Origin of the sequence: Paenibacillus sp. EZ-K15 (assembly GCF_002573715.1) — a bacterium.
Classification (GTDB): Bacteria; Bacillota; Bacilli; order Paenibacillales; family Paenibacillaceae; genus Paenibacillus_AQ.
Genome location: NZ_PDHM01000004.1, coordinates 227,878 through 248,140 on the forward strand (window position 1 = coordinate 227,878; position 20,263 = coordinate 248,140).

18 protein-coding genes are annotated in these 20,263 nt (G+C 48.1%); 11 read left to right on the forward strand and 7 right to left on the reverse strand.

Features of this window, described 5'->3' with window-relative positions; translation table 11 throughout:
• The first annotated feature begins 10 nt into the window (after positions 1 to 10).
• The 3 genes from CRG97_RS02095 to CRG97_RS02105 are packed head-to-tail and all read left to right on the forward strand — an operon-like array spanning position 11 to position 2,469.
• Positions 11 to 1,033 (forward strand): ABC transporter ATP-binding protein, encoded by a 1,023-nt coding sequence (locus tag CRG97_RS02095; protein WP_098741522.1) that lies wholly within the window; start codon positions 11 to 13, stop codon positions 1,031 to 1,033.
• Positions 1,017 to 2,018: an ABC transporter ATP-binding protein gene (locus tag CRG97_RS02100; RefSeq protein ID WP_098741523.1), complete on the forward strand. Its 1,002-nt coding sequence runs from the start codon at positions 1,017 to 1,019 to the stop codon at positions 2,016 to 2,018. Before CRG97_RS02095 ends, CRG97_RS02100 begins: the two co-directional genes overlap by 17 nt.
• A 31-nt stretch (positions 2,019 to 2,049) precedes the next feature.
• Positions 2,050 to 2,469, forward strand: coding sequence for an OsmC family protein (locus CRG97_RS02105; protein WP_098741524.1), 420 nt, complete (start codon positions 2,050 to 2,052; stop codon positions 2,467 to 2,469).
• A gap of 161 nt (positions 2,470 to 2,630) precedes the next feature.
• Here CRG97_RS02105 and CRG97_RS02110 read toward each other — a convergent pair whose 3' ends face one another.
• The 3 genes from CRG97_RS02110 to CRG97_RS02120 form a co-directional block, all read right to left on the reverse strand.
• The gene (locus CRG97_RS02110; RefSeq protein WP_098741525.1) at positions 2,631 to 3,044 is read right to left on the reverse strand and encodes a DUF2500 domain-containing protein; all 414 of its coding nucleotides are present in this window, start codon (positions 3,042 to 3,044) and stop codon (positions 2,631 to 2,633) included.
• Between the two features lie 246 nt (positions 3,045 to 3,290).
• Positions 3,291 to 3,884: an NAD(P)H oxidoreductase gene (locus CRG97_RS02115; RefSeq protein ID WP_098741526.1), complete on the reverse strand. Its 594-nt coding sequence runs from the start codon at positions 3,882 to 3,884 to the stop codon at positions 3,291 to 3,293.
• Positions 3,881 to 4,885 carry a Rossmann-fold NAD(P)-binding domain-containing protein gene (locus CRG97_RS02120; RefSeq protein ID WP_098741527.1) on the reverse strand — a complete coding sequence of 335 codons (1,005 nt, stop codon included), beginning with the start codon at positions 4,883 to 4,885 and terminating at the stop codon, positions 3,881 to 3,883. The genes CRG97_RS02115 and CRG97_RS02120 overlap by 4 nt, the downstream gene beginning before the upstream one ends.
• A 178-nt stretch (positions 4,886 to 5,063) precedes the next feature.
• Between CRG97_RS02120 and CRG97_RS02125 the strand changes: the two genes are divergently transcribed.
• Positions 5,064 to 5,402 carry a winged helix-turn-helix transcriptional regulator gene (locus CRG97_RS02125; RefSeq protein WP_076322498.1) on the forward strand — a complete coding sequence of 113 codons (339 nt, stop codon included), beginning with the start codon at positions 5,064 to 5,066 and terminating at the stop codon, positions 5,400 to 5,402.
• 299 nt (positions 5,403 to 5,701) lie between these two features.
• A complete protein-coding gene (locus tag CRG97_RS02130; protein WP_098741528.1) occupies positions 5,702 to 7,717 on the forward strand; it encodes a bifunctional diguanylate cyclase/phosphodiesterase in 2,016 nt (671 codons plus the stop codon).
• A gap of 113 nt (positions 7,718 to 7,830) precedes the next feature.
• Here CRG97_RS02130 and splB read toward each other — a convergent pair whose 3' ends face one another.
• Positions 7,831 to 8,856 carry a spore photoproduct lyase gene (splB, locus tag CRG97_RS02135; protein WP_098741529.1) on the reverse strand — a complete coding sequence of 342 codons (1,026 nt, stop codon included), beginning with the start codon at positions 8,854 to 8,856 and terminating at the stop codon, positions 7,831 to 7,833.
• 229 nt (positions 8,857 to 9,085) lie between these two features.
• Between splB and CRG97_RS02140 the strand changes: the two genes are divergently transcribed.
• The 5 genes from CRG97_RS02140 (at position 9,086) to CRG97_RS02160 (ending at position 15,250) form a co-directional block, all read left to right on the forward strand.
• Positions 9,086 to 9,841 carry a response regulator transcription factor gene (locus tag CRG97_RS02140; protein ID WP_098741530.1) on the forward strand — a complete coding sequence of 252 codons (756 nt, stop codon included), beginning with the start codon at positions 9,086 to 9,088 and terminating at the stop codon, positions 9,839 to 9,841.
• Complete coding sequence (locus tag CRG97_RS02145; RefSeq protein WP_098741531.1) at positions 9,810 to 11,459, forward strand: sensor histidine kinase; 1,650 nt, start codon at positions 9,810 to 9,812, stop codon at positions 11,457 to 11,459. The genes CRG97_RS02140 and CRG97_RS02145 overlap by 32 nt, the downstream gene beginning before the upstream one ends.
• Positions 11,460 to 11,658: 199 nt before the next feature.
• The gene (locus CRG97_RS02150; RefSeq protein ID WP_098741532.1) at positions 11,659 to 13,296 is read left to right on the forward strand and encodes an extracellular solute-binding protein; all 1,638 of its coding nucleotides are present in this window, start codon (positions 11,659 to 11,661) and stop codon (positions 13,294 to 13,296) included.
• A 105-nt stretch (positions 13,297 to 13,401) separates the two neighbouring features.
• The gene (locus CRG97_RS02155) at positions 13,402 to 14,352 is read left to right on the forward strand and encodes an ABC transporter permease (protein WP_098741574.1); all 951 of its coding nucleotides are present in this window, start codon (positions 13,402 to 13,404) and stop codon (positions 14,350 to 14,352) included.
• A 10-nt stretch (positions 14,353 to 14,362) separates the two neighbouring features.
• Entirely contained in the window at positions 14,363 to 15,250 is an 888-nt protein-coding gene (locus CRG97_RS02160; protein ID WP_098741533.1) for a carbohydrate ABC transporter permease, read from the forward strand.
• Positions 15,251 to 15,256: 6 nt separating this feature from the next.
• Here CRG97_RS02160 and CRG97_RS33470 read toward each other — a convergent pair whose 3' ends face one another.
• Complete coding sequence (locus CRG97_RS33470) at positions 15,257 to 15,454, reverse strand: hypothetical protein (RefSeq protein ID WP_237566255.1); 198 nt, start codon at positions 15,452 to 15,454, stop codon at positions 15,257 to 15,259.
• Between the two features lie 69 nt (positions 15,455 to 15,523).
• Between CRG97_RS33470 and CRG97_RS02165 the strand changes: the two genes are divergently transcribed.
• A complete protein-coding gene (locus CRG97_RS02165) occupies positions 15,524 to 16,684 on the forward strand; it encodes a GntR family transcriptional regulator (RefSeq protein ID WP_098741534.1) in 1,161 nt (386 codons plus the stop codon).
• Between the two features lie 490 nt (positions 16,685 to 17,174).
• Here the strand turns inward: CRG97_RS02165 and CRG97_RS02170 are convergent, their stop codons facing one another.
• Positions 17,175 to 18,422: a glycosyltransferase family 2 protein gene (locus CRG97_RS02170; RefSeq protein ID WP_161952907.1), complete on the reverse strand. Its 1,248-nt coding sequence runs from the start codon at positions 18,420 to 18,422 to the stop codon at positions 17,175 to 17,177.
• Between the two features lie 292 nt (positions 18,423 to 18,714).
• Positions 18,715 to 20,070 (reverse strand): sodium-dependent transporter, encoded by a 1,356-nt coding sequence (locus CRG97_RS02175; RefSeq protein WP_098741536.1) that lies wholly within the window; start codon positions 20,068 to 20,070, stop codon positions 18,715 to 18,717.
• Between the last annotated feature and the right edge of the window lie 193 nt (positions 20,071 to 20,263).

The following is a 20,263-nucleotide window of genomic DNA, read 5'->3' on the forward strand; positions in this document are numbered from 1 at the left end:
AGGTATTTTCATGAATAACGAGCCTCTATTGGAAGTGAAAAATCTAAAAACGCATTTTCATACCGAGCGGGGGAAAGTGACGTCCGTCAACGGAGTCAGTTTTTCCATGAATAAAGGCGACATCATCGGCATTGTCGGAGAATCCGGCAGCGGAAAGAGCGTAATGTCCCAATCGATCATAAGGCTGCTGGATCATACGGATGCGATCGAGTACGAGGGAGAGATTCTATTTGAGAAGCAGGACTTGCTGTCTCTCTCGCCTTCTAAATTACGGGCGGTCCGCGGCAACAAAATCTCCATGGTTTTTCAGGACCCGCTTACGTCCCTAAGTCCCGTGTATACGATTGGTAATCAAATCGGGGAAGCGATACGTCTCCATCAGAAGAAGTCCAAGAAGGAGGCCCGTCAGCAAGCCATCGAGATTCTACGGATGACGGGTATTCCATCTCCGGAAGTGAGGGTGGATGAATATCCCCATCAGCTGTCGGGAGGAATGCAGCAGCGTGCGATGATTGCCATGGCGCTCTCCTGTGAGCCCAACCTCTTGATTGCGGATGAACCGACAACCGCGCTCGATGTAACGATTCAGGCACAGATTTTGGAGCTGATTGCCGACTTGAATCGCAAAATGGGTATGGGCGTGCTGTTCATAACGCATGATCTGGGTGTCGTATCGGAAATTTGTACAGGTGTGAAGGTGATGTACTTAGGACAAATCGTGGAGGAAGCTCCCACGGAACAGCTGTTTCATAAGCCGCTCCATCCATATACGCAGGGGCTGATCCAATCCATCCCCAAGCTGGAAGGGGATAGAAGCGATGAACTCCATGTCATTGAGGGAACGGTGCCGTCTCTGACGGATATTCCTCAGGGCTGCGGCTTTTCTACACGATGTCCTTATGCCGATGAGTTATGCCGTAGCTCAGAGCCGCCAATGCGAACGGCTCATACAGACCATCGAGTGAAGTGCTGGCATTACGAGGCCATAAGTGAGCCGGAAGGGAGGGAGAAAACCGTTGGAACAAGCAGCTGATCATTCGATTTTAAAAGTGAGCTCCCTTCACAAGCAGTTTCCGGTGTACGGATCTTTCGGTAAGTTATGGGGCGCCAAGGGATATGTGAAAGCCGTAACGGATGTTTCTTTTCAATTAAGAGAGGGGGAGACATACGGACTTGTTGGAGAATCCGGTTCCGGTAAAACCACCACAGGGCGTACGATCTTAGGATTAACCCCGACAAGCCAAGGTCAGGTTCTATACCGGGACCGGGATTTGGCTACGATGTCGAGGGAGGAAATCCGGAAATTCCGCAAGGACGTACAGCTTGTTTTTCAAGATCCGTTCTCTTCGCTTAACCCGAGAAAAAGAATCGGCCGAATTCTGGAGGAGCCCCTGATTATTCATAAAATGGGAGACAAGGCAGAGCGTCAGGAAAAAGTCTTTCACATCTTGAAAACCGTGGGCCTGCAGCCGGAGCATTATTTCCGTTTTCCCCATGAATTCTCGGGCGGTCAGCGCCAGCGTTTGGGCTTGGCGCGCGCGCTTATCATGAATCCGAAGATTATCGTATGCGACGAGCCGGTCTCGGCACTGGACGTCTCCATTCAGTCGCAAATTTTGAACATGCTCAAGCGTCTGCAGCGGGAATTGAAATTAACGCTATTATTTATTACGCATGATATCAGCGTGGTTCGGTATATTTCCGATCGGATCGGCATTATGTATCTCGGAAAAATCGTGGAAGAAGCTTTAACGGATGATCTATTCCATGAGCCCCTGCATCCCTATACGAAGGCGCTGTTCTCGGCGGTGCCCGACTTTACCCGCAGCCGATTAAAGGATCGGATTATGCTGCGGGGGGAAATCCCGTCCCCCTTATCGCCGCCGAGCGGCTGTGTTTTTCATACGCGCTGTCCCTATGCAACGGATGTCTGTAAGGCAGAAGTTCCGGCTTTAAGAGAAGTTCGGCCCAACCAGAAGGTAGCTTGCCATCTGGTCGATGAGAGCCGTTCATACTGAAACGAAGAATAGAAGAAAAGAGGCTAAGAACATGACAACGTTAAAAATCGTAGAGGGTCAGGATCGGATATTCAATGAGGCAGGGTTTCAGATCGCAGGCAACCACGGCCCGAATCTGGAGGGCGGCTTATCTCCGAGAGAGCTGCTGGAAGCGTCCTTGGCGCTATGTGTGTCCATATCTCTCCAAAAAATAATGGATTACGACGGCGTGGATTATGATAAATCCTCTATTCATATTGAAGTTTCATCGGTAAAGGCAGAAGATAAAAGTAATAAATTCTCGCACTTCAACGTGTTTGTCTCGCTGCCGCCAACCCTGGAGGCAGCGTACAAGGAGAAGCTGAAATCTGTCGTAGAACGCGCCTGCACCATCGGCAATACGTTGAAGAGTGAAGCCGTTGTTGAACTGACCGAAGTGAATGAACCCATCGAAACGAGCAGCAATGCGTAATTCGTAAGCGTCTGTGTTAATCTTTCAAGCCAATCCAACAACAGCCTTAGTCCAGGATTCATCGCGGACTAAGGCTGTTCTGTTCATAAGGGACCATGCAATGCAATATTATGAGTACGTGCTGCATCTATTTTCGCCATATGCCGTATGGCGTCTAGTTATTACGACTGCGGCTGTACATCCCGCTCAAAAGCGACGATCCAATCGCCCTGAATGGCGGCATAGCCGGTGTCTCCCTCCACAACAAGGCCATATAGATTTTTGACATCGAGGAATTCTTTCCGGTCTCCATTATCAAATTCGAGGGTGATGTAATAATACGTTCGGGATGAATTGTTGGAATGCATCATGCCGTTATCCCCGTTGTGATGATTAGAGTGGTGACGGACGTCCATGCGTTTGGAGACAACCCGGGCAAACTCGGACGTGCGAGGTGACTTGGCGTTCTTAACATAACGGGCGCCATTAGAGATGAAGCCCACAATCACAATCACGAATACAATTCCAATCAAGATGGGAACCAGCGTAAACATAAAATCAAATCCTCCGCCAAAAGACGTTCCTTGCGGCATCATCGACGGCACTCCTCTCTGTCCGTTATTTTTTCATTGTATATATGTACGGAAAAATGGATTGAAATGTTTCAAAATTTGGAAACATGGTGGCCCTGGGCGATCTGCACGCAGCGAAATGGAAGGATAACGTTCAGCCTCTCCATGTCTGTTCTTTTCTTCGTAGGCTGCATGCAGGAATAAATCGACCTCCTTCGAGGTCGATTTATTCCTATCGTATATTCAAGACGCTTCCTCTTAAAGAATCAGTCATTTCACGCTTACTCCAGAGTCCGCATAATGCAATCCCAGCTGATAAGCACGCTCGAGCAAACTCTGCATATGCTCCGGTCTACCCTCCAACGTATCATAGAAGAATTCCACACGGGAATTCTTGATTCCGGAGTAGTCGGCCATTCCAATATTGAGGGAAAGGGATAACATCTGATCATAGCCCCTCTTGGCAAAATGATCTTCCGAAGCTCCCGCGAGCGCCAGCCATAATACCTGTTGGTGATGAAGCTTTGAGCCGCCGCCGTAAGCGAAGCCATAATTCCAGACACGGTCGATATAGCCTTTCAGCATGGCCGGGATTCCGTACCACCACACCGGGAAGATATAGGCCAGCGCGTCGTGCTCCTTCATTCGTGCGATTTCGGCTTCAACTTCAGGAGAATAGATCTTGGTAGGATTAGACCAATCAGGTTCGTCTGCCTCCCGCAGGACCGGATCGAAACCGATGCGGTGGAGGTCCAGAATTTCCGCTTCATGCCCGGAGTCCCTAAGCCCTTGTACAAACTTCTCGGTAACTGCAAATGTAAAGGAATTTTCGCGTGGATGCGTAGCAACCGTTAATACCTTCATGAGGGCTCACCGTCTCTTTCTTCTCTTCGAATTTGAATGCCAAATTGTTCAATACGTGTCATTGCAGTTTCAAGAGGAACCAGCGTTTCAGGTAGATAGAAGCCTGCGGGAGCAGGAGGTGAGCCGTCCCAGCCCATAATGCGCTCAATGGACAGTAGAATACCGAGAGCCGTAAAATGCGCCTGTCCCTTCGGATCGGTCAACGTGATTCTCCGTTTCGCGGAACCGCCGTCAAGAAGAACACCTTCAAGATCAATGTAGAGGTCTTGGGAGGCCTTGCCTCCAGCCCGTGTTCCGATAGAGTCATGGATGGCGAAGTCGAATCGAATATTAGGCGCTCCCGTAACTGCAGCGAGGCTTGGAACATCCAATAAACTCATGGGATGACCTTCTACCCGGGAACCGTTTGAAAGACTTATGCTTCTCGGATACTTCGTAGCCTCAACCCACTTCCATATCCCGTTTTCCCGGATGAGGGCACGGTTGATAAACCCCTCGGTTTCCTCCAGCGTCATAGGCCCCATCGGATCGCGTTCATCATAGTGACCCGCCAAGCCGATCGATTGGATGCTGCGGAAACACTTCGCCTCCTGATACGCGACCAAGGTCAGGATTCCCGCTTGCGAATGTCCCAGAGGCACAATCGGTGCTTGAGGGGGATGGCTTTGCATGGCGAATAGAATAGGTGTCAGTTCGTCGGCAAGCTTGGTGATCCCGATATGTGCAATTCCTTTTGCAAGGGCCTCTTGCATGAGGAGGTCGGCCGGATCCTGGATGGTAGAAACAATAAGGTCGGCTTGATCCAGCTCTGTTGGAGACAGACCCTGGCGGATATCTAAAAAAGCGGTACGGGCGTTTCCTAGCTCTTGTACTAGTAAGCTCCCCTTCTCGGGATGCCTTCCGGCGAGTATAATCTCGGCATCTTGATTGATCGTTCGGATATGCCGGGCAACGGCACTCCCGATTACGCCATAACCTCCGGCAATGTATATACGCTGCATGCCATTTCACCTCCAATTTTTATGCTGAAGCTCTGGTATAAGGGGATTATGTAACATATAATGACGGAAAGGAAGTACGCACTTAATGGTTCTATAGGTACCTAAAAGTATCATTAGTACCCCAAGGTGCCTGTTATCCGTCATATGCGACTTACGTTCGAAAAGGAGAGAAGACCTTATGAATGGGGAGCGACAATACAATATTCCGTCTGAGGCAACTATGGATGTAATCGGCGGCAAGTGGAAGGTCATTGTGCTGTGCCACTTAAGTTATGGACCCAAGCGAACGAGTGAAATTAAGAAGCAGATGCCGGATATTACGCAGAAAATGTTAACCCAGACGCTGCGGGAGCTGGAGGAGGATGGGATTATCACGCGAACGGTCTTTAATCAAGTGCCGCCTAAGGTCGTGTACGAGCTGAGTGAAATGGGCGTTTCGCTGCAACCGATCCTTGACCAAATCTGTGAATGGGGCGAGAAGTACTTGAATGGGAAATCGAAGGTAATTACACCTTGAGGACAGACAAAATAAAGCTGCTGACCTAATAAGGGTCTGTAGCTTTTTTAGTTCTTTAGACTCATTAAAATTCGGGCGGTTCGAACCCTTTCTGTGTTTGTCGAGAAATTGAATAGTTACTATAGATATAATATGGATAGGGTGCACAGGGCTGGGAAGCCGTGAAAATAAGGATTGCTCTTTTTCCGATATGCACCGAAGGCGAGTCACCGTCAATTAATGGAAACGTTATTCGCTAGGAAACGTATGATCTTCATAGGACTTAAGAATTACTCACAAAAGGGGTGTGTACAGCTCAGATGGACGGCCATTATAACTATTATATTGTGGGGCTTTCAATTGCGATTGCTATACTTGCTTCATACTCGGCTTTAAATATTACGTCCAAAATTTCGGATGCGAACGGCAAATCCAAGTTTTTTTGGCTTATCGGCGGTGCAATGGTCATGGGAAGCGGCATTTGGTCCATGCATTTTGTCGGCATGTTGGCCATGCACATGAATATGAATGTGAGATACGATGTCTTTCTGACCATCATGTCGATGCTCGTCAGCGTGGTTTCCTCCTTCATTGCGTTTTATATCACGATGCCCAAAAACATTAACTGGTCCAAAATCGCCATTGGCGGCTTCATTATGGGAAGCGGCATCGTCACCATGCATTACATGGGAATGGAAGCCATGGTCATCCATGCCGAAATTAGTTATGATCCCGGCATTTGGGTTCTGTCCGCCATCATTGCATTGGTTGCTTCCTATGCGGCTTTATTATTGTTTCTCCGTTTTCGGAATCATCCCAAGTCCAGCTTTCTCAAGTGGGGCTCGGCGGTTGTCATGGGATTTGCCGTATGCGGGATGCATTATACAGGCATGAAAGCTGCACGGTTTGAGGCGCATGCCGGTATGATCACACAGCCGCCGCAGTCTGTCGATTTTCTTCTATTGTATGGTGTGACGGTCACGATTTTTGCTATCCTGCTGGTTTCTTGGGGGGCGATGTTCTTTGATCGGCATGTGCTGGAAAAGCTGGCCTATCAGGATACGATCACGGGATTGCCTAACCGCAATGAAATGAACCGATTCTTTGAGACGAATGCCGAGACAGAGAAGATTACGATCCTGTTTCTGGATTTGGACCAATTTAAGGCGATCAACGATACGCTGGGTCATAATGTTGGGGATTTGCTGGTCCAGGAAGTAGGCAAGCGACTGCGTCAGTTCATTCGAAGCAGCCAGCAGGTATTCCGGATTGGCGGGGACGAATTTCTGGTTATTCTGAAGCAAAGCGACCCGGTGTATGCGCAGCATTTAGCTAATGATATACTCCAACAAATAAAAAACGTGTACTATATCGACGGTAACGAGTTGTATGTGACAGCAAGTATCGGAATCAGCATCGGTTCCGTCCATAGCTCTGACCGTATAACGCTGCTGAAGAATGCGGATACCGCTATGTATAAAGCGAAGGGACTGGGCAAGAATCAGCAATGCCTCTATGACGAGGAGATGGGTCTTCAAGAGGTTCGCAAAATGGAATTGGAGAAGGACCTGCAACGAGCGTTTGAGCTGAAGGAGTTCTTCATTGTATATCAGCCCAAATGGAATGTGCAAAGTGATCGCTTGGTCGGATTCGAGGCGCTGCTCCGCTGGAAGCATCCCAGATTAGGCGTGATATCGCCACTTGAATTCATTCCGATTGCCGAAGAGACGGGGCTGATTATACCAATGACCCGATGGACGCTTGAGGAAGCATGCAAACAGTGCAGAATTTGGCAGGAGAGAGGGATTGTCCAGCCGGTTTCGGTTAATTTATCGATTCGTTTATTTCACGGTGACAATCTGCTGGAGCTTATTCAAAACGTTCTGGATCAGGCGAATCTGGAACCTCGCTTGTTAGAACTGGAGATAGCAGAGTCCATGGTGCTGCATGATGTGAATGATATTATCCGCCAGCTTGGGAATATCAGGTCCTTGGGGGTTAAGGTCTCCATGGATGATTTCGGAACCGGTTATTCCTCGATTGGGCTATTGGACCGGATTCCGATTGATGCTTTAAAGCTGGACCGCCAGTTCACAAAAGATTTGGACACGCCCAGCAAACGCGCCATTGTCAACGCCATCGTTCTTATGGCAGAGAATTTGAATCTGGATGTAATTGCGGAAGGTGTCGAGAACAAGGAGCATATCGACTTTTTGACCGGACTTGGCTGCCACGTCATGCAAGGTTATTATTACGGAAAGCCGATGGATATCGATGAGATTAAGGTCTGGATGTACGATCATAATCACAAAACCGAAGAGATCGAGACCCTCTGATGAAAAGTAGATGGAATAGATACAGAGCATACGAATAACGGGCACCGTGAGGTGTCCGTTATGTTTTTGAAGGACATAAAAGCCTCCACCCGATACCCCACAAGCCTCTGCAATTAAACAAAATAAGCAATTTCCGCGCGAGGGAAATATTCTTTGATTCCCTTCTCAAACAACTGCTGGAATTCCTCGACGGTTTCTGCCTTATAGACATATTTGAATTTTCCGTACCTTCCCCACTTTAACTGCCGATCCTCCTCATCCATGTCTAGCTTGGTTTTAGGGTATCGCTTCAAAATGGTGTTTTTGGCCGTCTTGGTAAACCGGTGTTGAATGAGTTCGAATGTCAGATCATTTACCTCTACATGGCTCAATCGCTCATGAAGCTTCTCTAACAAATGCCAGTATCCCTCTTGCCATCCGTCATATTTGACGATCGGGGCAATGATGAAACCTAACGGATATCCGGCTTCGGCAATTTTGCCCGCGGCTTCAATCCGTTCTTCGAAGGAAGAGGTACCCGGCTCGAAATAACGGATCACATAATCGGAATTGATGGAGAAGCGTACCCTGGTATGACCGCCGTGATTGATATTTAGCAGGGAATCGATGTTGGCGAACTTCGTCACGAACCGCAGTCGGCCATATTCCTGCTTGGCCATAAATTCAATGTAATAGGCCAGTGCTCCGGTCAAATGCTCAAGCGATACGGGATCCCCCGTGCAAGCAGCTTCGAAACGCGTAATCTCCGGGGCCCGATCTGCGATATAGGCCTTTGCCTTATCCAGGATTTGATCCAGGTTCACATAAATCCGCACATAGGGTTTCGAACTCATCGTCGTTTGCAGGTAGCAGTAATGGCAGTGACCGGCGCATCCGGTCGTAAGAGGGATGGCATATTCCGCAGACGGCTTGGAGGTATCAAAATCCAACGTTTTGCGGATTCCGACGACGAGGGTTCTCTTGGCGTTGCGGTATTTTTCGGTTTCCGTCTCCCCAGGAATGCCGGTTACCCTATTGTGGGAAGTCGTCATTTTAATGGGGGTGCCTAACTCCTCAAACCGAGCATGCAGCTTCTTCCCAAGTGGATATTCCAACGCATCCGATTCAAAAAAGACGAGTTCCGGGTCAAAACGCTCCAACTCATTTCCCTCCCCGCAGAATTAAGAATATGAGTATAGGATTGGCAATGGTCGTGGTGATCATGCATATTCGAAGTTATCAAAAGGCATAGCGGCTACAAAGGCTTCAACATGATTTTGAAAGCCCTTTCTTGAATCTGTGATATACTACGACATAACAGGCATACCATTTATAACAACCTATATTTTCCTATATCAGCCCTATACTTTCACAAGCAAAGGAGATTTCATGATGTTTAATGTTCTTGTTGTTGACGATGAGTCCACTCAAAGAGAAGGCATTAAGGATTTGATCTCTCAGTACCGCTTTCCCTTTCAAGTACTGGAAGCCGAGAACGGAATGAGCGCAGAACGGATTCTGGTTCAGAACGCCATTGATATCCTCATCACCGATGTCAGAATGCCGCTGATGGACGGACTGGAACTGAGCAAGCAAGCCCGAAAGACGCAGCAGGATTTAAAAATTGTCATCTGCAGCGGGTATGACGAATTTGAGTATGCCCGCAGCGCCATCCGACTGGGCGTGGTAAATTACTTACTGAAGCCGCTTGTCAGGGAAGAGTTCCTTGAGGTGATGGAGGATATTACGCAGATCAGTCCTTATGGTGGGGATCTTGAGCAGGAGACGGTGGAATCCAAGGTCATCCGGCAGGTCAAGGATTATGTGAAGGATCATCATCAGCGGGACATTTCGTTGTCGGATGCAGCCCACGATGTATATCTGTCCCCGGGGTATTTGAGTATTTTGTTCAAGAAAGAGACCGGGGAGAACTTCTCGAAGTATTTGACCGACTACCGCCTGCGGAGGGCAAGCCATCTGCTGAAACACTCGAATATGAAAGTCAATGATATTGCAGGAGCGGTTGGCATCGACAACCACTCTTATTTTGCCAAGCTGTTCAAGAGCAAGTTCGGCGTAAGTCCCTTACAATACAGAGAGTGCGGGGTGCTCCATGATCGGATGGATCAAGAACAAGTTCAATGATATCCGGTTCCGCAACAAGCTGCTGTTGTCCCATCTCATCATTGCACTCATTCCGATTCTATTGCTAGGACTGCTCTCCTTCATTCAGTCCTACCGCATTCAGATGAAGGAATTACGGAGCGAAGCAGAAGCCAGCCTGGAACAGGTGGCCAACATAATGGACTATAAGATCAACCGGTACAATACGCTGAGCGAGTTCATGGTACTAAACCGGGAGTTATCGCAAATCTTCATTAAGGACTATGAAGAGAACTATTTTAACATGTACCTGGATTTCCGGGACATTCTGGAGCCATTGATCTCAAACATTCGGCTAATGGATGATGATATTGAGGCCATTACCTTTTATACATCCGGAGAGCTGCTGGGGATTCGCGATAATATTTTGCCGATCGGGGATCTTAAGAGCAAATCTTGGTACGATGGATTTCGGGGCAGGCGCTGGATTGTGGACGGGGAGAAGCTTTATCTCGTTCAGGAGCTGATCAGCAATCCGAAGGACAGTAATTTCATGGTCATTTCCATTCAGCATGACAGTATCTTTGCAGACCTGGACAAGCTGTCGGAGCATGTGGCGGTTCATATCGAGGATGCTGAGCAGCGGGTGATATTCAAGGAAAGCAAGACGCCGGCTGCATCTGCCGGTTTGGAGGATGGGGAGCCGAGCGGGCTAAGCCTAAGCCGATCACTCGCTAACAATGGCTGGACGGTTCACTACCATTTGCTGAACACGAATGCGTACGCCAACGCACTTGGTATATTTCAAATTACGTTGTTTGTCATTATCCTCAGCTTGATCATTACCTTCCTGCTCATTTATGTGATCTCCAACAACTTTACACGCCGAATTATCCATATCAAGAACAAGGTTGACAAGGTGGAGCAGAACAATCTGGATGTCATTATCCAAAGCTCGTCCAGGGATGAATTCGGTGAGCTGACCAACGGCATCGGCAAAATGCTGAAACGGATCAACAGCCTCATCTCCCAGGTGTATCAAGCCGAAATCGCCAAGAGGGAAAGCGAATATAACAAGCTGATCAATCAGATTAATCCGCACTTCCTATACAACACTCTCTCCTTTATCCGGTGGAGGGCCGAGAAGAAGGCGGATATCGAAACGAGTTATATGGTATCGGCATTGGCCCGGTTCTATAGAACGACGCTGAATCAGGGGAGGCATATGGCAACGATCAAGGATGAGGTGCAGCACATCAAGGCTTACCTGGATTTGCAGCTTATTATGAATGATGGCCGGTTTGACGTGGATTATCATATTGATGAGAGAGTATTACATACCGAGGTCATCCATTTTATTCTGCAGCCGATTGTGGAGAATGCCATCAAGCACGGATTTGTGGAGGCAGGAGGGGCAGATTACCAGATCCACATTGGGGTCAGCCAGGTCGAAGAGGGAATTAAACTAATCGTCAGCGATAACGGGGTGGGCATGACTCCCGTGCAGGCGGCGAGGCTGCTGGCCGGAGAGAGCGGGGGCTGCGGCGTTCGGAACGTGAATGACCGGATCAAGCTGTATTACGGACAGGATTACGGACTCGATATTCATAGTGAGTCAGGCAGCGGAACGGAAGTATCGATGGTCATTCCAGCCTCCTGAACAGCGTATGTTATTCCGTCCATAGCATTGGTAATGAAAGCGGTGTGCTGAGGCAGCCGCTTTTTTTTGTAGTTTGAAGTGGAGACAAAGAAGGTCATGAAAAAAGTGATACATATCCAAAAAATGTTGCATTTACGCCAATTTTGAAACCGCATACAATTTGATTATCAACCAAAACGAGAAAAAAGGGGATGACAGGATGAACAAACGCAGAAAGATGGCTTCTCTGCTGCTCGGCTGCATGATGATGGTCGTATTCAGCGGCTGTGGCGGGGGCAATAGTGATAACGCGCAGCCGGAAATTTCAGAGCAGGATTATGAGCCTTACGGAAAATATGAGACGCCGGTGGAATTTACGATCGGCCGGAATACCAATCATGTAAACAACCTGCCACCAGGCGATACGATTGAGGACAATTTGGCTACCCGATACGTGGAGGACCGGGTGAATGTGAAAGCCAAGGTGGCTTGGGAGACGGATGATATGGATCAGAAGCTCTCGTTATCGATGACAACGGGCGATCTGCCGGACGTTATGCTGGTCAGCCGCGATATTTTCAACCAGCTCGTGGATAATGACCTGATTGCCGATATGACGGAGGTGTACGAAAAAACCGCATCCGACGGGGTCAAGAATATCTATGCTTCCTATGGCGACTTGTTGCTGAACCAGGTGAAGGTCGACGGGAAAATCATGGGCCTTCCGATGACGAACATCGGCAACCAGCACCAGCTGTTGTGGGTTCGGAAGGACTGGGTGGATAAAGTCGGCGCGAAGATGCCGGAATCCGTCGAGGATGTATGGAACCTCGCCAGAACATTCGTAGAGAAGGACGTCTCGGGAACAGGTAAAACGGTTGGAATGGTGATGGATTCCAATGCCATGAACTTTACGCCGGTTTTCGCTGCGCATAGAGCCTTTCCGATGAACTGGATCGAGAAGGACGGCCAGGTCGTATATGGATCGGTTCAGCCTGAGATGAAGCAGGCGCTGACGGAGCTGAGCGCCATGTACAAGGAAGGTTTGATTGATAAACAGTTCGCCGTCCGAACGAATGAAGAGAAGGAAGCGCTTGTGATCAACGGGCAGGTAGGCATGCTGTTTAACCCATGGTGGATCGGCTACACCAACTACAAGGACTCGATCAAGCAAGATCCCGATGCTGTCTGGGTTGCCGTATCGGCACCGGTAGACGAGAACGGCAAATTCAAGACGATTCGTCAGGATCCGGTGGGCGGCGGCATCGTTGTGGTGAAGAAGGATTTTGCCCATCCCGAAGCGATCATGAAGTCGGTCAATCTGACAACGGATTTCCTGTACTCCTTAACGGATGATGCAATCAACTACAAGAAAGAGCATCCGGACGAGATGCTGACCGATGCTAGCCGTTGGAACAATGATCCGACGCAAATTCCGATGCAAGTGGATTATGACGACGTGTTGAAGCGTTATTACGACGATCTGATGAAGGCGGATCAATCCGGGGATGCTTCGGCCGTTCAGGAGGACCGGGTTGTGTCCTTCAAGGCGTATCAGGAGTTTAAGGAGAAAGGCAATGCCGTCGATGTGAACACCTATGGCGAATACCTCTCCCGTATCGAAGGTCAGCGCGAAGCGAACAATCCGAATCTGGAAGTGATTCCTGCAGGCTTCTATGGAACTACCGAGATGATGAAGTTGAAGTGGGCCAACCTCCAAAAGCTCGAAGAGGAGACCATATTGAAAATCATCATGGGCCAAGCCCCCGTGGATGAATTCGATAAGTTCGTGGACACCTGGAAGCGTACCGGGGGCGATGAGATTACGGAAGAGGTCAACCAGATGAGCAGCAGATAAGGAAAGCATGGGCCTTGGCGCGGAGGGCTGATGGTGGTCATCCGCCCGGGCTTTTTATTCGATAAGGCCTGTCCTAACAGGGACATGATGGAGGTGGAGCGGACGATGGCGCAAGTGGAAACAACCGTCAATCCAGAGCGGGAAGTACGATACCGGAAGAAAAAGAAACGAAGAACCTTTGACGAAATGACCTATCATGCGATGCTGCTGCCCGGCATGGTCATGCTGTTCATTTTCTCGATTGTGCCGATGTTCGGGGTGGTCATGGCTTTTCAAAAGTTCATCCCCGCAAAAGGGATATTCGGTTCCGCATGGGCAGGGCTCGACAATTTCACGTATATGTTTCAACTGCCGGATGCCAAACAGATTTTTGTGAATACGCTGGTCATCGCGGTCGGGAAGATTGTTCTCGGATTGATTGTACCGATCGTGTTCGCCCTGCTGCTTAATGAGGTGCGTCTGAAGCTCTTCAAAAGCACGATTCAAACCATTGTGTATTTGCCGCATTTTATGTCATGGGTGGTCCTGGGTACGATGCTGACCATGATCTTTTCCTTTGACGGCATGATTAACAATTTCCTTGAGTTTCTGGGGCTGGATCGGATCATGTTTCTGGCAAGCAACGACTGGTTCAGGCCGCTGCTCATCGTGACGGATACCTGGAAGGAATTCGGCTACGGGACGATTGTGTATTTGGCTGAATGGACGGCGATTAACCCGGCTTTGTATGAATCCGCCGCAATGGACGGCGCGAGCCGCTGGAAGCAGACGCTGAATATCACACTGCCGGGCATGTTTCCGACAATCATCCTGCTGGGCACGCTGAGTCTCGGCAATGTACTGAATGCGGGATTTGACCAGGTGTTCAACCTGTATAATCCGCTGGTATATGAGACGGGTGATATTATCGATACGTTTGTGTACCGCATGGGTCTGATCAATATGCAGTATTCGTTCGCAACGGCGATCGGACTGATGAAATCGGTCATCAGCTTTATTCTGATCGTTATATCCTACAGGCTGGCCTCGAGGTATGCGGGGTACAGGATTTTCTAGGAGGGTTAGCATGATTCAATCCAAAACGCTGGGCTCAAGGCTATCCCGCCTGATGATTATGCTCGCGCTCGTTCTGATTACATTTGTGTCGCTGGCCCCCATCGTCAATACGATTATGGTGTCCGTCAGCAGCAGCACGGCTGTTAATGCTGGCCGGGTCTACTTTTTTCCAGTAGAGCTGAACTTCTCATCCTACGGGCAGATACTGAATGACACGAAGTTTTGGAAGGCGTTTCTAATATCCGTGGAACGGGTGCTGCTTGGGGGAGCGATCAACATGATTCTGACCATCCTCATGGCCTATCCGTTGTCGCGGAGCGTCACGCAGTTCCGATCGAGAAACAAATACATGTGGATTATCGTGTTTACGATGCTCTTCAGCGGCGGGATCGTTCCCTGGTATATGGTGATCAGCAAGCTGGGGTTGATCAACAGCATCTGGGCGCTGGTTCTGCCGGGTGCGGTTCCTGTCTTCAACGTAATTCTCCTGATGAACTTCTTCAAGGGAATTCCGAAGGAGCTGGAGGAGGCCGCATTCATTGACGGTGCCGGTCCGCTGAAAATTCTGCTCAAGATCTTCATCCCGATCTCCATGCCCAGTCTGGCAACCATTACCCTGTTTGTCATCGTCGGTCACTGGAACAACTTCTTTGACGGAATCATCCTGATCAATGACAGCGAAAAAATACCGCTTCAAACCTATCTGCAGCAGCTCAGTCTGACACGCGACCAGATGCAGAATCTCTCGGTCGAACAGCTGCAGCAGTTCAATAAAATTTCCAACACGACCCTGAACTCAGCCAAAATTCTGGTTTCCATGATTCCAATTCTGCTCATCTATCCGTTTCTGCAGCGTTACTTAATCCACGGAATCGTTCTGGGGGCCGTGAAGGAATAGAACAGCTCAGCCGGTCAGGCTTATTAGCGTGCTCTGCTTGAGCGGGTACATCCAGTACCGGCAAATGAAATAGGTAGTCGACAGAGACAGCGCCTCTAGTATGAGTCTTTCCGGCGAAAGACCATCCTGCGGCGCTGTCTTGTCATGGTTGGGAATGTTCAGATTGCATTTAATTTGTAAGCGGTATCCGTTCAACATGGACAATTTAAATATATCATGTTATATTGTTATGTAAATTAGCAGGTTTTGGAGTACCGTTGGAGGGATATCAATTTGAAAGATGCAGCTTCCACGAAGCCGATGTATGAACAAATTTTTAATGAGATGAAGCGAAAGATCTCAATCCATATTTTTCGGATAGGCGATAAAGTCCCTTCGGAGAAGGAACTCGCGGATGAATACGGAGTTAGTCGAATCACAAGCAAAAAAGCATTGGATCTGCTGGCGGCCGAAGGCGTGATTGTACGCAAGCCCGGCAAGGGATCATTTGTAGCTGATCCGGATGAGCCTGTGGTACACAGGGAACCTCTTTCCTCAGAGAGCACAGATGCTGCAGCGGCCAGCCGGGAGAAGATGATCGGTCTTGTCATTACGGACTTTTCTTCAAGCTACGGAACACGCCTGGTCTATAGCATGGAGCAGTATTCGAGGGAGAATGATTGCTTCCTGGTGCTGCGCAGAACGTTTGGAGACCAGGATAATGAGGAATTATCCATTCAGAAGCTGCGTAATCTCGGCGTGAACGGACTCATCGTATTTCCCGCTCAGGGGGAATATTTCAATGCTGAAATATTAAAGATGGTCATTGCCCGTTTCCCGCTTGTCCTGATTGATCGCAAGCTGAAGGGAGTCGCAGCGGCTTCCATTAGTACAGATAATCTTGGGGCAGCCGTGCAGGCGGTGGAGCATTTATTCGATTTGGGTCACCGTCATATTTCTCTGCTGTCTCCTCCGCCGAGAGATACGACAGCGGTTGAAGAACGGATTGAAGGGTTCGTGCAGGCTCATGCCGCCCGGGGCATCGCGTTTGATAAGGAAATTTGGATCAGTGACGTAACGGCCACTTTGCCCAATGCCTTTCATGAAAGCAATATTGAACGGGAAATTCAGCGGATCATGCAGCACTTGCAGGATCATCCGTCGATTACCGCTTTTTTTGCAATCGAATATAACATTGCTTTGCTCGCCAAGGTTGCGGCAGAACGCCTCGGTCTGCGGGTGCCGGAGGATGTATCCATCGTGTGCTTCGACAGTCCGCAGTTAAATATCGGGGAGGGCTATTTGTTTACTCATATGCGGCAGAACGAGGAAGAGATGGGGAGGCTGGCCATTGAGACGGTGCTGGGCATCATGAATCATGATGATGTAGCAGTTGAGAAAAGATTGCCGGCGGAATTGGTGGTTGGAGCTTCTACCGGGCCTGTAAAGAAATAAACCAGCAAACTTCTGTGCGGTGACGCGCAGCCACATACGCATGGATAGCAAGATCGAACGTAATCCACCTGATACCGCCATATCGCGGAATTGAATTTTGATTTCGAAGACGATGCGTGATCGAGCACGGAATCGAACCGGATTTGGGGAAGAACAAATACAAACCATGCGCTCATGAATAGATGAGTGCATGGTTTGTATGTACTTCTTCTGAATGAATGATGGATTAGACCTGATGTGGAGATCGCTGGAATCTGATATAACATTTGAAATTATTTTATATATTGACATATCAACTAGAGGGTTGAAAGGAATTAAACGACTGTAGGTTATACTATCCACTTAATTGCGCGTAAACTATTTTGTTTTGCAGAACTATCCATATAAATCTCAAGCTTTCGTCTAAATCATATGTCATTATTTCTCGGGAAATAGCAGCTGTTGGCGAAATAGCCGAAATAAATAGTAGTTACGTCTAAATAATTCCACTCTAGTCTTCTACTTCAATATCGCTCAAATGAATAGCTCTTGTATGCTTTGTAGGATTCCAATTTACGTTCTTCATTGTAATGAGTGACCAAAGGAAAAGGGGTACATAAGTTAGATTGAAGAAGTACAGGTATACATAGCTCCGGAAGAGACTTACTTTATTTTTCGAATCGAGAAACTGTGCGTATCCTACGTAGACGAATTGGAATAACAAGCATAGAATCCAAACTTGCCAAGGAATCAAATGATGAGCCTCTAATAAGTCGGTAGCCATGGACATGAAAATAAGGAGACCTGTTGCAGCACTTAAAACAATCTTGCCAGGATTAATAAGGTACATAAAACCATCAAAAGCTTTGAAGTCTAGCTTGCTAATGAATCTCCAAATTAATCTGTGAGCGTATTTAAAGCAAACATCCCAATGCCCTCTTGCCCATCGGAGACGTTGAATGCAGGAAGATTTGAAACTTTCCGGCTTCTCGTCGTACACGCGCGCAAAGTGACACCATTTAGCTGGTACACCTTCAAGCAAACACTGCATCGTAAACTCAAGGTCTTCTGTTAAGGAACGAGCGGTCCAACCGATGGTTTTGAACAGAGTCGTGTCTACGCAGAACCCAGTTCCACCGATCGCGTTTCCTAAGCCTAATCTGGACTTAGCCAGCTGCCAAGAGCGGTTCATGAAAATGTAGCTTACAGAGTAACCTATTGTCACCCAGTTGTCATTGGGATTTTTAGAATCCAGGTAACATTGTATTAACTGATCCCCGTTCAACAAGTGGTTATTCATTTCCCTTAAATAGTTCAACGAGACCAGGTTGTCGGCATCGAAGAAGGCGATACCGTCAAAATCATCGATTAACCTATCTCCATACTGCTCAATGGCGTATTTGATTCCATAAGGCTTCCCCTTTTGGTCTCCTGGCAGGTAGGTATGTTCAATAACGGTAGCACCAAGTTTTCTAGCGATTTCACTTGTTTTATCCTTACATCCATCAGCAATAACGCACACTTCATAGAGCTCCCTCGGGTAGTCCATTTTATGAAGATTCTCGACAAGGTGTCCGATAACCGCTTCTTCGTTGTGCGCAGGAATCATGAGAAGAAATCTTTTCAAAGGTTTATATTCCTTGAGTCTCTTTGGTTTTCCAAAGCCAAAGAGACTGATGATCATCCAGTATGCCCAGAAGAACAGTAGGAGGCATTGAATGAAGGTCAATCCAACACCAAATACATACTCAAAACTCATTACTTGCTCAACCCTTTTTACTGAAATTTTTCTAGATGGTGATGCGGGAGCGCAAAAACTCGGAAACAAGAGACTTAAGTAAAAATTCGAGAAAAAAACAGCGGATGGTGCCTCTTTCAAAACATGACTATAAAAAAACATTATGTATAAAAGGCTATTCCATAGTATGTATAGGTTTCATCTACGTCAAGTAGAGTCTTGTTTCGGAATATTCCCAATTCTTAAATCCGGATAAAAAAGGCAACCCCATTCGTCCCGTGTGACGATGAGATTGCCTTTGCCTTTGCTACAATTAATCGAACTTGATCACACCCGTGGTATGAAGCAGCACCAAAAATACGAGTACTGGCGCGATATAACGAAGCATGAACAGCCATACCCGGAACCAGCCGGCTTTCAGGCCAGCGGCATCTGCCGCCTTCTTCCAGAAGTATCCTGCAAAGAGAGTGGTGATCAGACCCCCGACCGGAAGCAGAATATTGGATGTGATGAAATCCAGCCAATCGAAGAAGTTTTTGCCGCCGATATCGGAAAGGCCAGGTACGATACCGAATGACAACGCCGAAGGTAGACCGATCAGCATAACCAGCGCGCTAATGACGATTACGGCTTTTGTACGTCCCCAATGCCAGCGGTCCATGACATACGAGGTTGGGACCTCCAGTAGTGAGACGGAGGAGGTTAATGCCGCGATGGCTAGAAGAATGAAGAACAATCCCCCGAAAAAAGAACCCAGCGGCATGGCCGAGAAGGCAGCCGGCAAGGCAATGAAGACAAGAGAAGGTCCGGCATTGGGCTCAATCCCGAAGGAAGCGGTTGTCGGGAATATAATAAGCCCGGCAATAAACGCATAAATCAGGTCTCCAGCGCCGATGGCCAGAGTTGCTGGCCCCAGAGATTGCCGCTTATCCACATAAGCGCCGTAGGTCAGCAGAATCCCCATCCCCAGCGAGAGGGAGAAGAAGGCATGTCCCAACGCGACCAGCGCCCCTTCCGGGCTCAGCTTCGAGAAGTCAGGTTTCAAGAAGAAGGATACACCCTCGCCGGCTCCTGGCAAGGTTACCGCACGGATCATTAACACGATCAACAGAATGATCAGTCCCGGAATCAGAACCTTGTTGAATTTTTCGATCCCTCCGGAGATTCCTTTAGCTACAACCAATCCGGTAATTATAATAGCGGCGAATTGCCATATAATCGGCATGTAGCCTTCCGTAAACGTAGTAAATTGACCACCGAAATCGGTATTGTTGTACAGATTGCCGCTAAACGACATGACCGCATAATGTAGCGTCCAGCCTGCCACAATAACATAGAAAGTCAGAATGAGAAACGGTGCAATGACCTGGAGCAATCCAAGATGACCGAAGACTTTCGGTCCGCCTGCTTTAACGAAGGAAGTTGCAGCACTCCCGCGGCCGGCTCGTCCGATGGCAAGCTCGGCCAACAGGACGGGCAGACCGATCACGATGAGACAGATAATAAAGAGCAGGAAGAAAGCTGCGCCGCCGTGTTCTCCCGTAATGTAAGGAAACTTCCACATGTTTCCGAGGCCGACAGAGCTCCCGATCGCGGCCAGAATAAATCCAGCAGAGGAAAAACGATCATTTTTCCCCGTTGAAGCTGGGTTGTTGAGCTGAGATTTCATAGATGTTCCCCCAGTTGATTAAGTTAAGTTCCTCTATTATATTTCATGTTCTGCCGGAAAGGCATAAGTAATTTTTCCTAAGGGATGAGGACCTGTTTTTTTATTATGCTGCGAACACAAAGGTTTCAATACTAACAATAACCACGATTTGTAAATAAATAAACCTTAAACACCAAGTTTAAGGAAATGAAGA

Coding starts and splice junctions, on each gene's coding strand:
- CRG97_RS02110 (WP_098741525.1), bottom strand. CDS start 3,044: ATGATGCCGCAAGGAACGTCTTTTGGCGGAGGATTTGATTTTATGTTT.
- CRG97_RS02140 (WP_098741530.1), top strand. CDS start 9,086: ATGATGTTTAATGTTCTTGTTGTTGACGATGAGTCCACTCAAAGAGAA.
- CRG97_RS02170 (WP_161952907.1), bottom strand. CDS start 18,422: ATGAGTTTTGAGTATGTATTTGGTGTTGGATTGACCTTCATTCAATGC.
- CRG97_RS02105 (WP_098741524.1), top strand. CDS start 2,050: ATGACAACGTTAAAAATCGTAGAGGGTCAGGATCGGATATTCAATGAG.
- CRG97_RS02160 (WP_098741533.1), top strand. CDS start 14,363: ATGATTCAATCCAAAACGCTGGGCTCAAGGCTATCCCGCCTGATGATT.
- CRG97_RS02120 (WP_098741527.1), bottom strand. CDS start 4,885: ATGCAGCGTATATACATTGCCGGAGGTTATGGCGTAATCGGGAGTGCC.
- CRG97_RS02150 (WP_098741532.1), top strand. CDS start 11,659: ATGAACAAACGCAGAAAGATGGCTTCTCTGCTGCTCGGCTGCATGATG.
- CRG97_RS02115 (WP_098741526.1), bottom strand. CDS start 3,884: ATGAAGGTATTAACGGTTGCTACGCATCCACGCGAAAATTCCTTTACA.
- CRG97_RS02095 (WP_098741522.1), top strand. CDS start 11: ATGAATAACGAGCCTCTATTGGAAGTGAAAAATCTAAAAACGCATTTT.
- CRG97_RS02175 (WP_098741536.1), bottom strand. CDS start 20,070: ATGAAATCTCAGCTCAACAACCCAGCTTCAACGGGGAAAAATGATCGT.
- CRG97_RS02130 (WP_098741528.1), top strand. CDS start 5,702: ATGGACGGCCATTATAACTATTATATTGTGGGGCTTTCAATTGCGATT.
- CRG97_RS02145 (WP_098741531.1), top strand. CDS start 9,810: ATGATCGGATGGATCAAGAACAAGTTCAATGATATCCGGTTCCGCAAC.
- CRG97_RS02125 (WP_076322498.1), top strand. CDS start 5,064: ATGAATGGGGAGCGACAATACAATATTCCGTCTGAGGCAACTATGGAT.
- CRG97_RS02155 (WP_098741574.1), top strand. CDS start 13,402: ATGGCGCAAGTGGAAACAACCGTCAATCCAGAGCGGGAAGTACGATAC.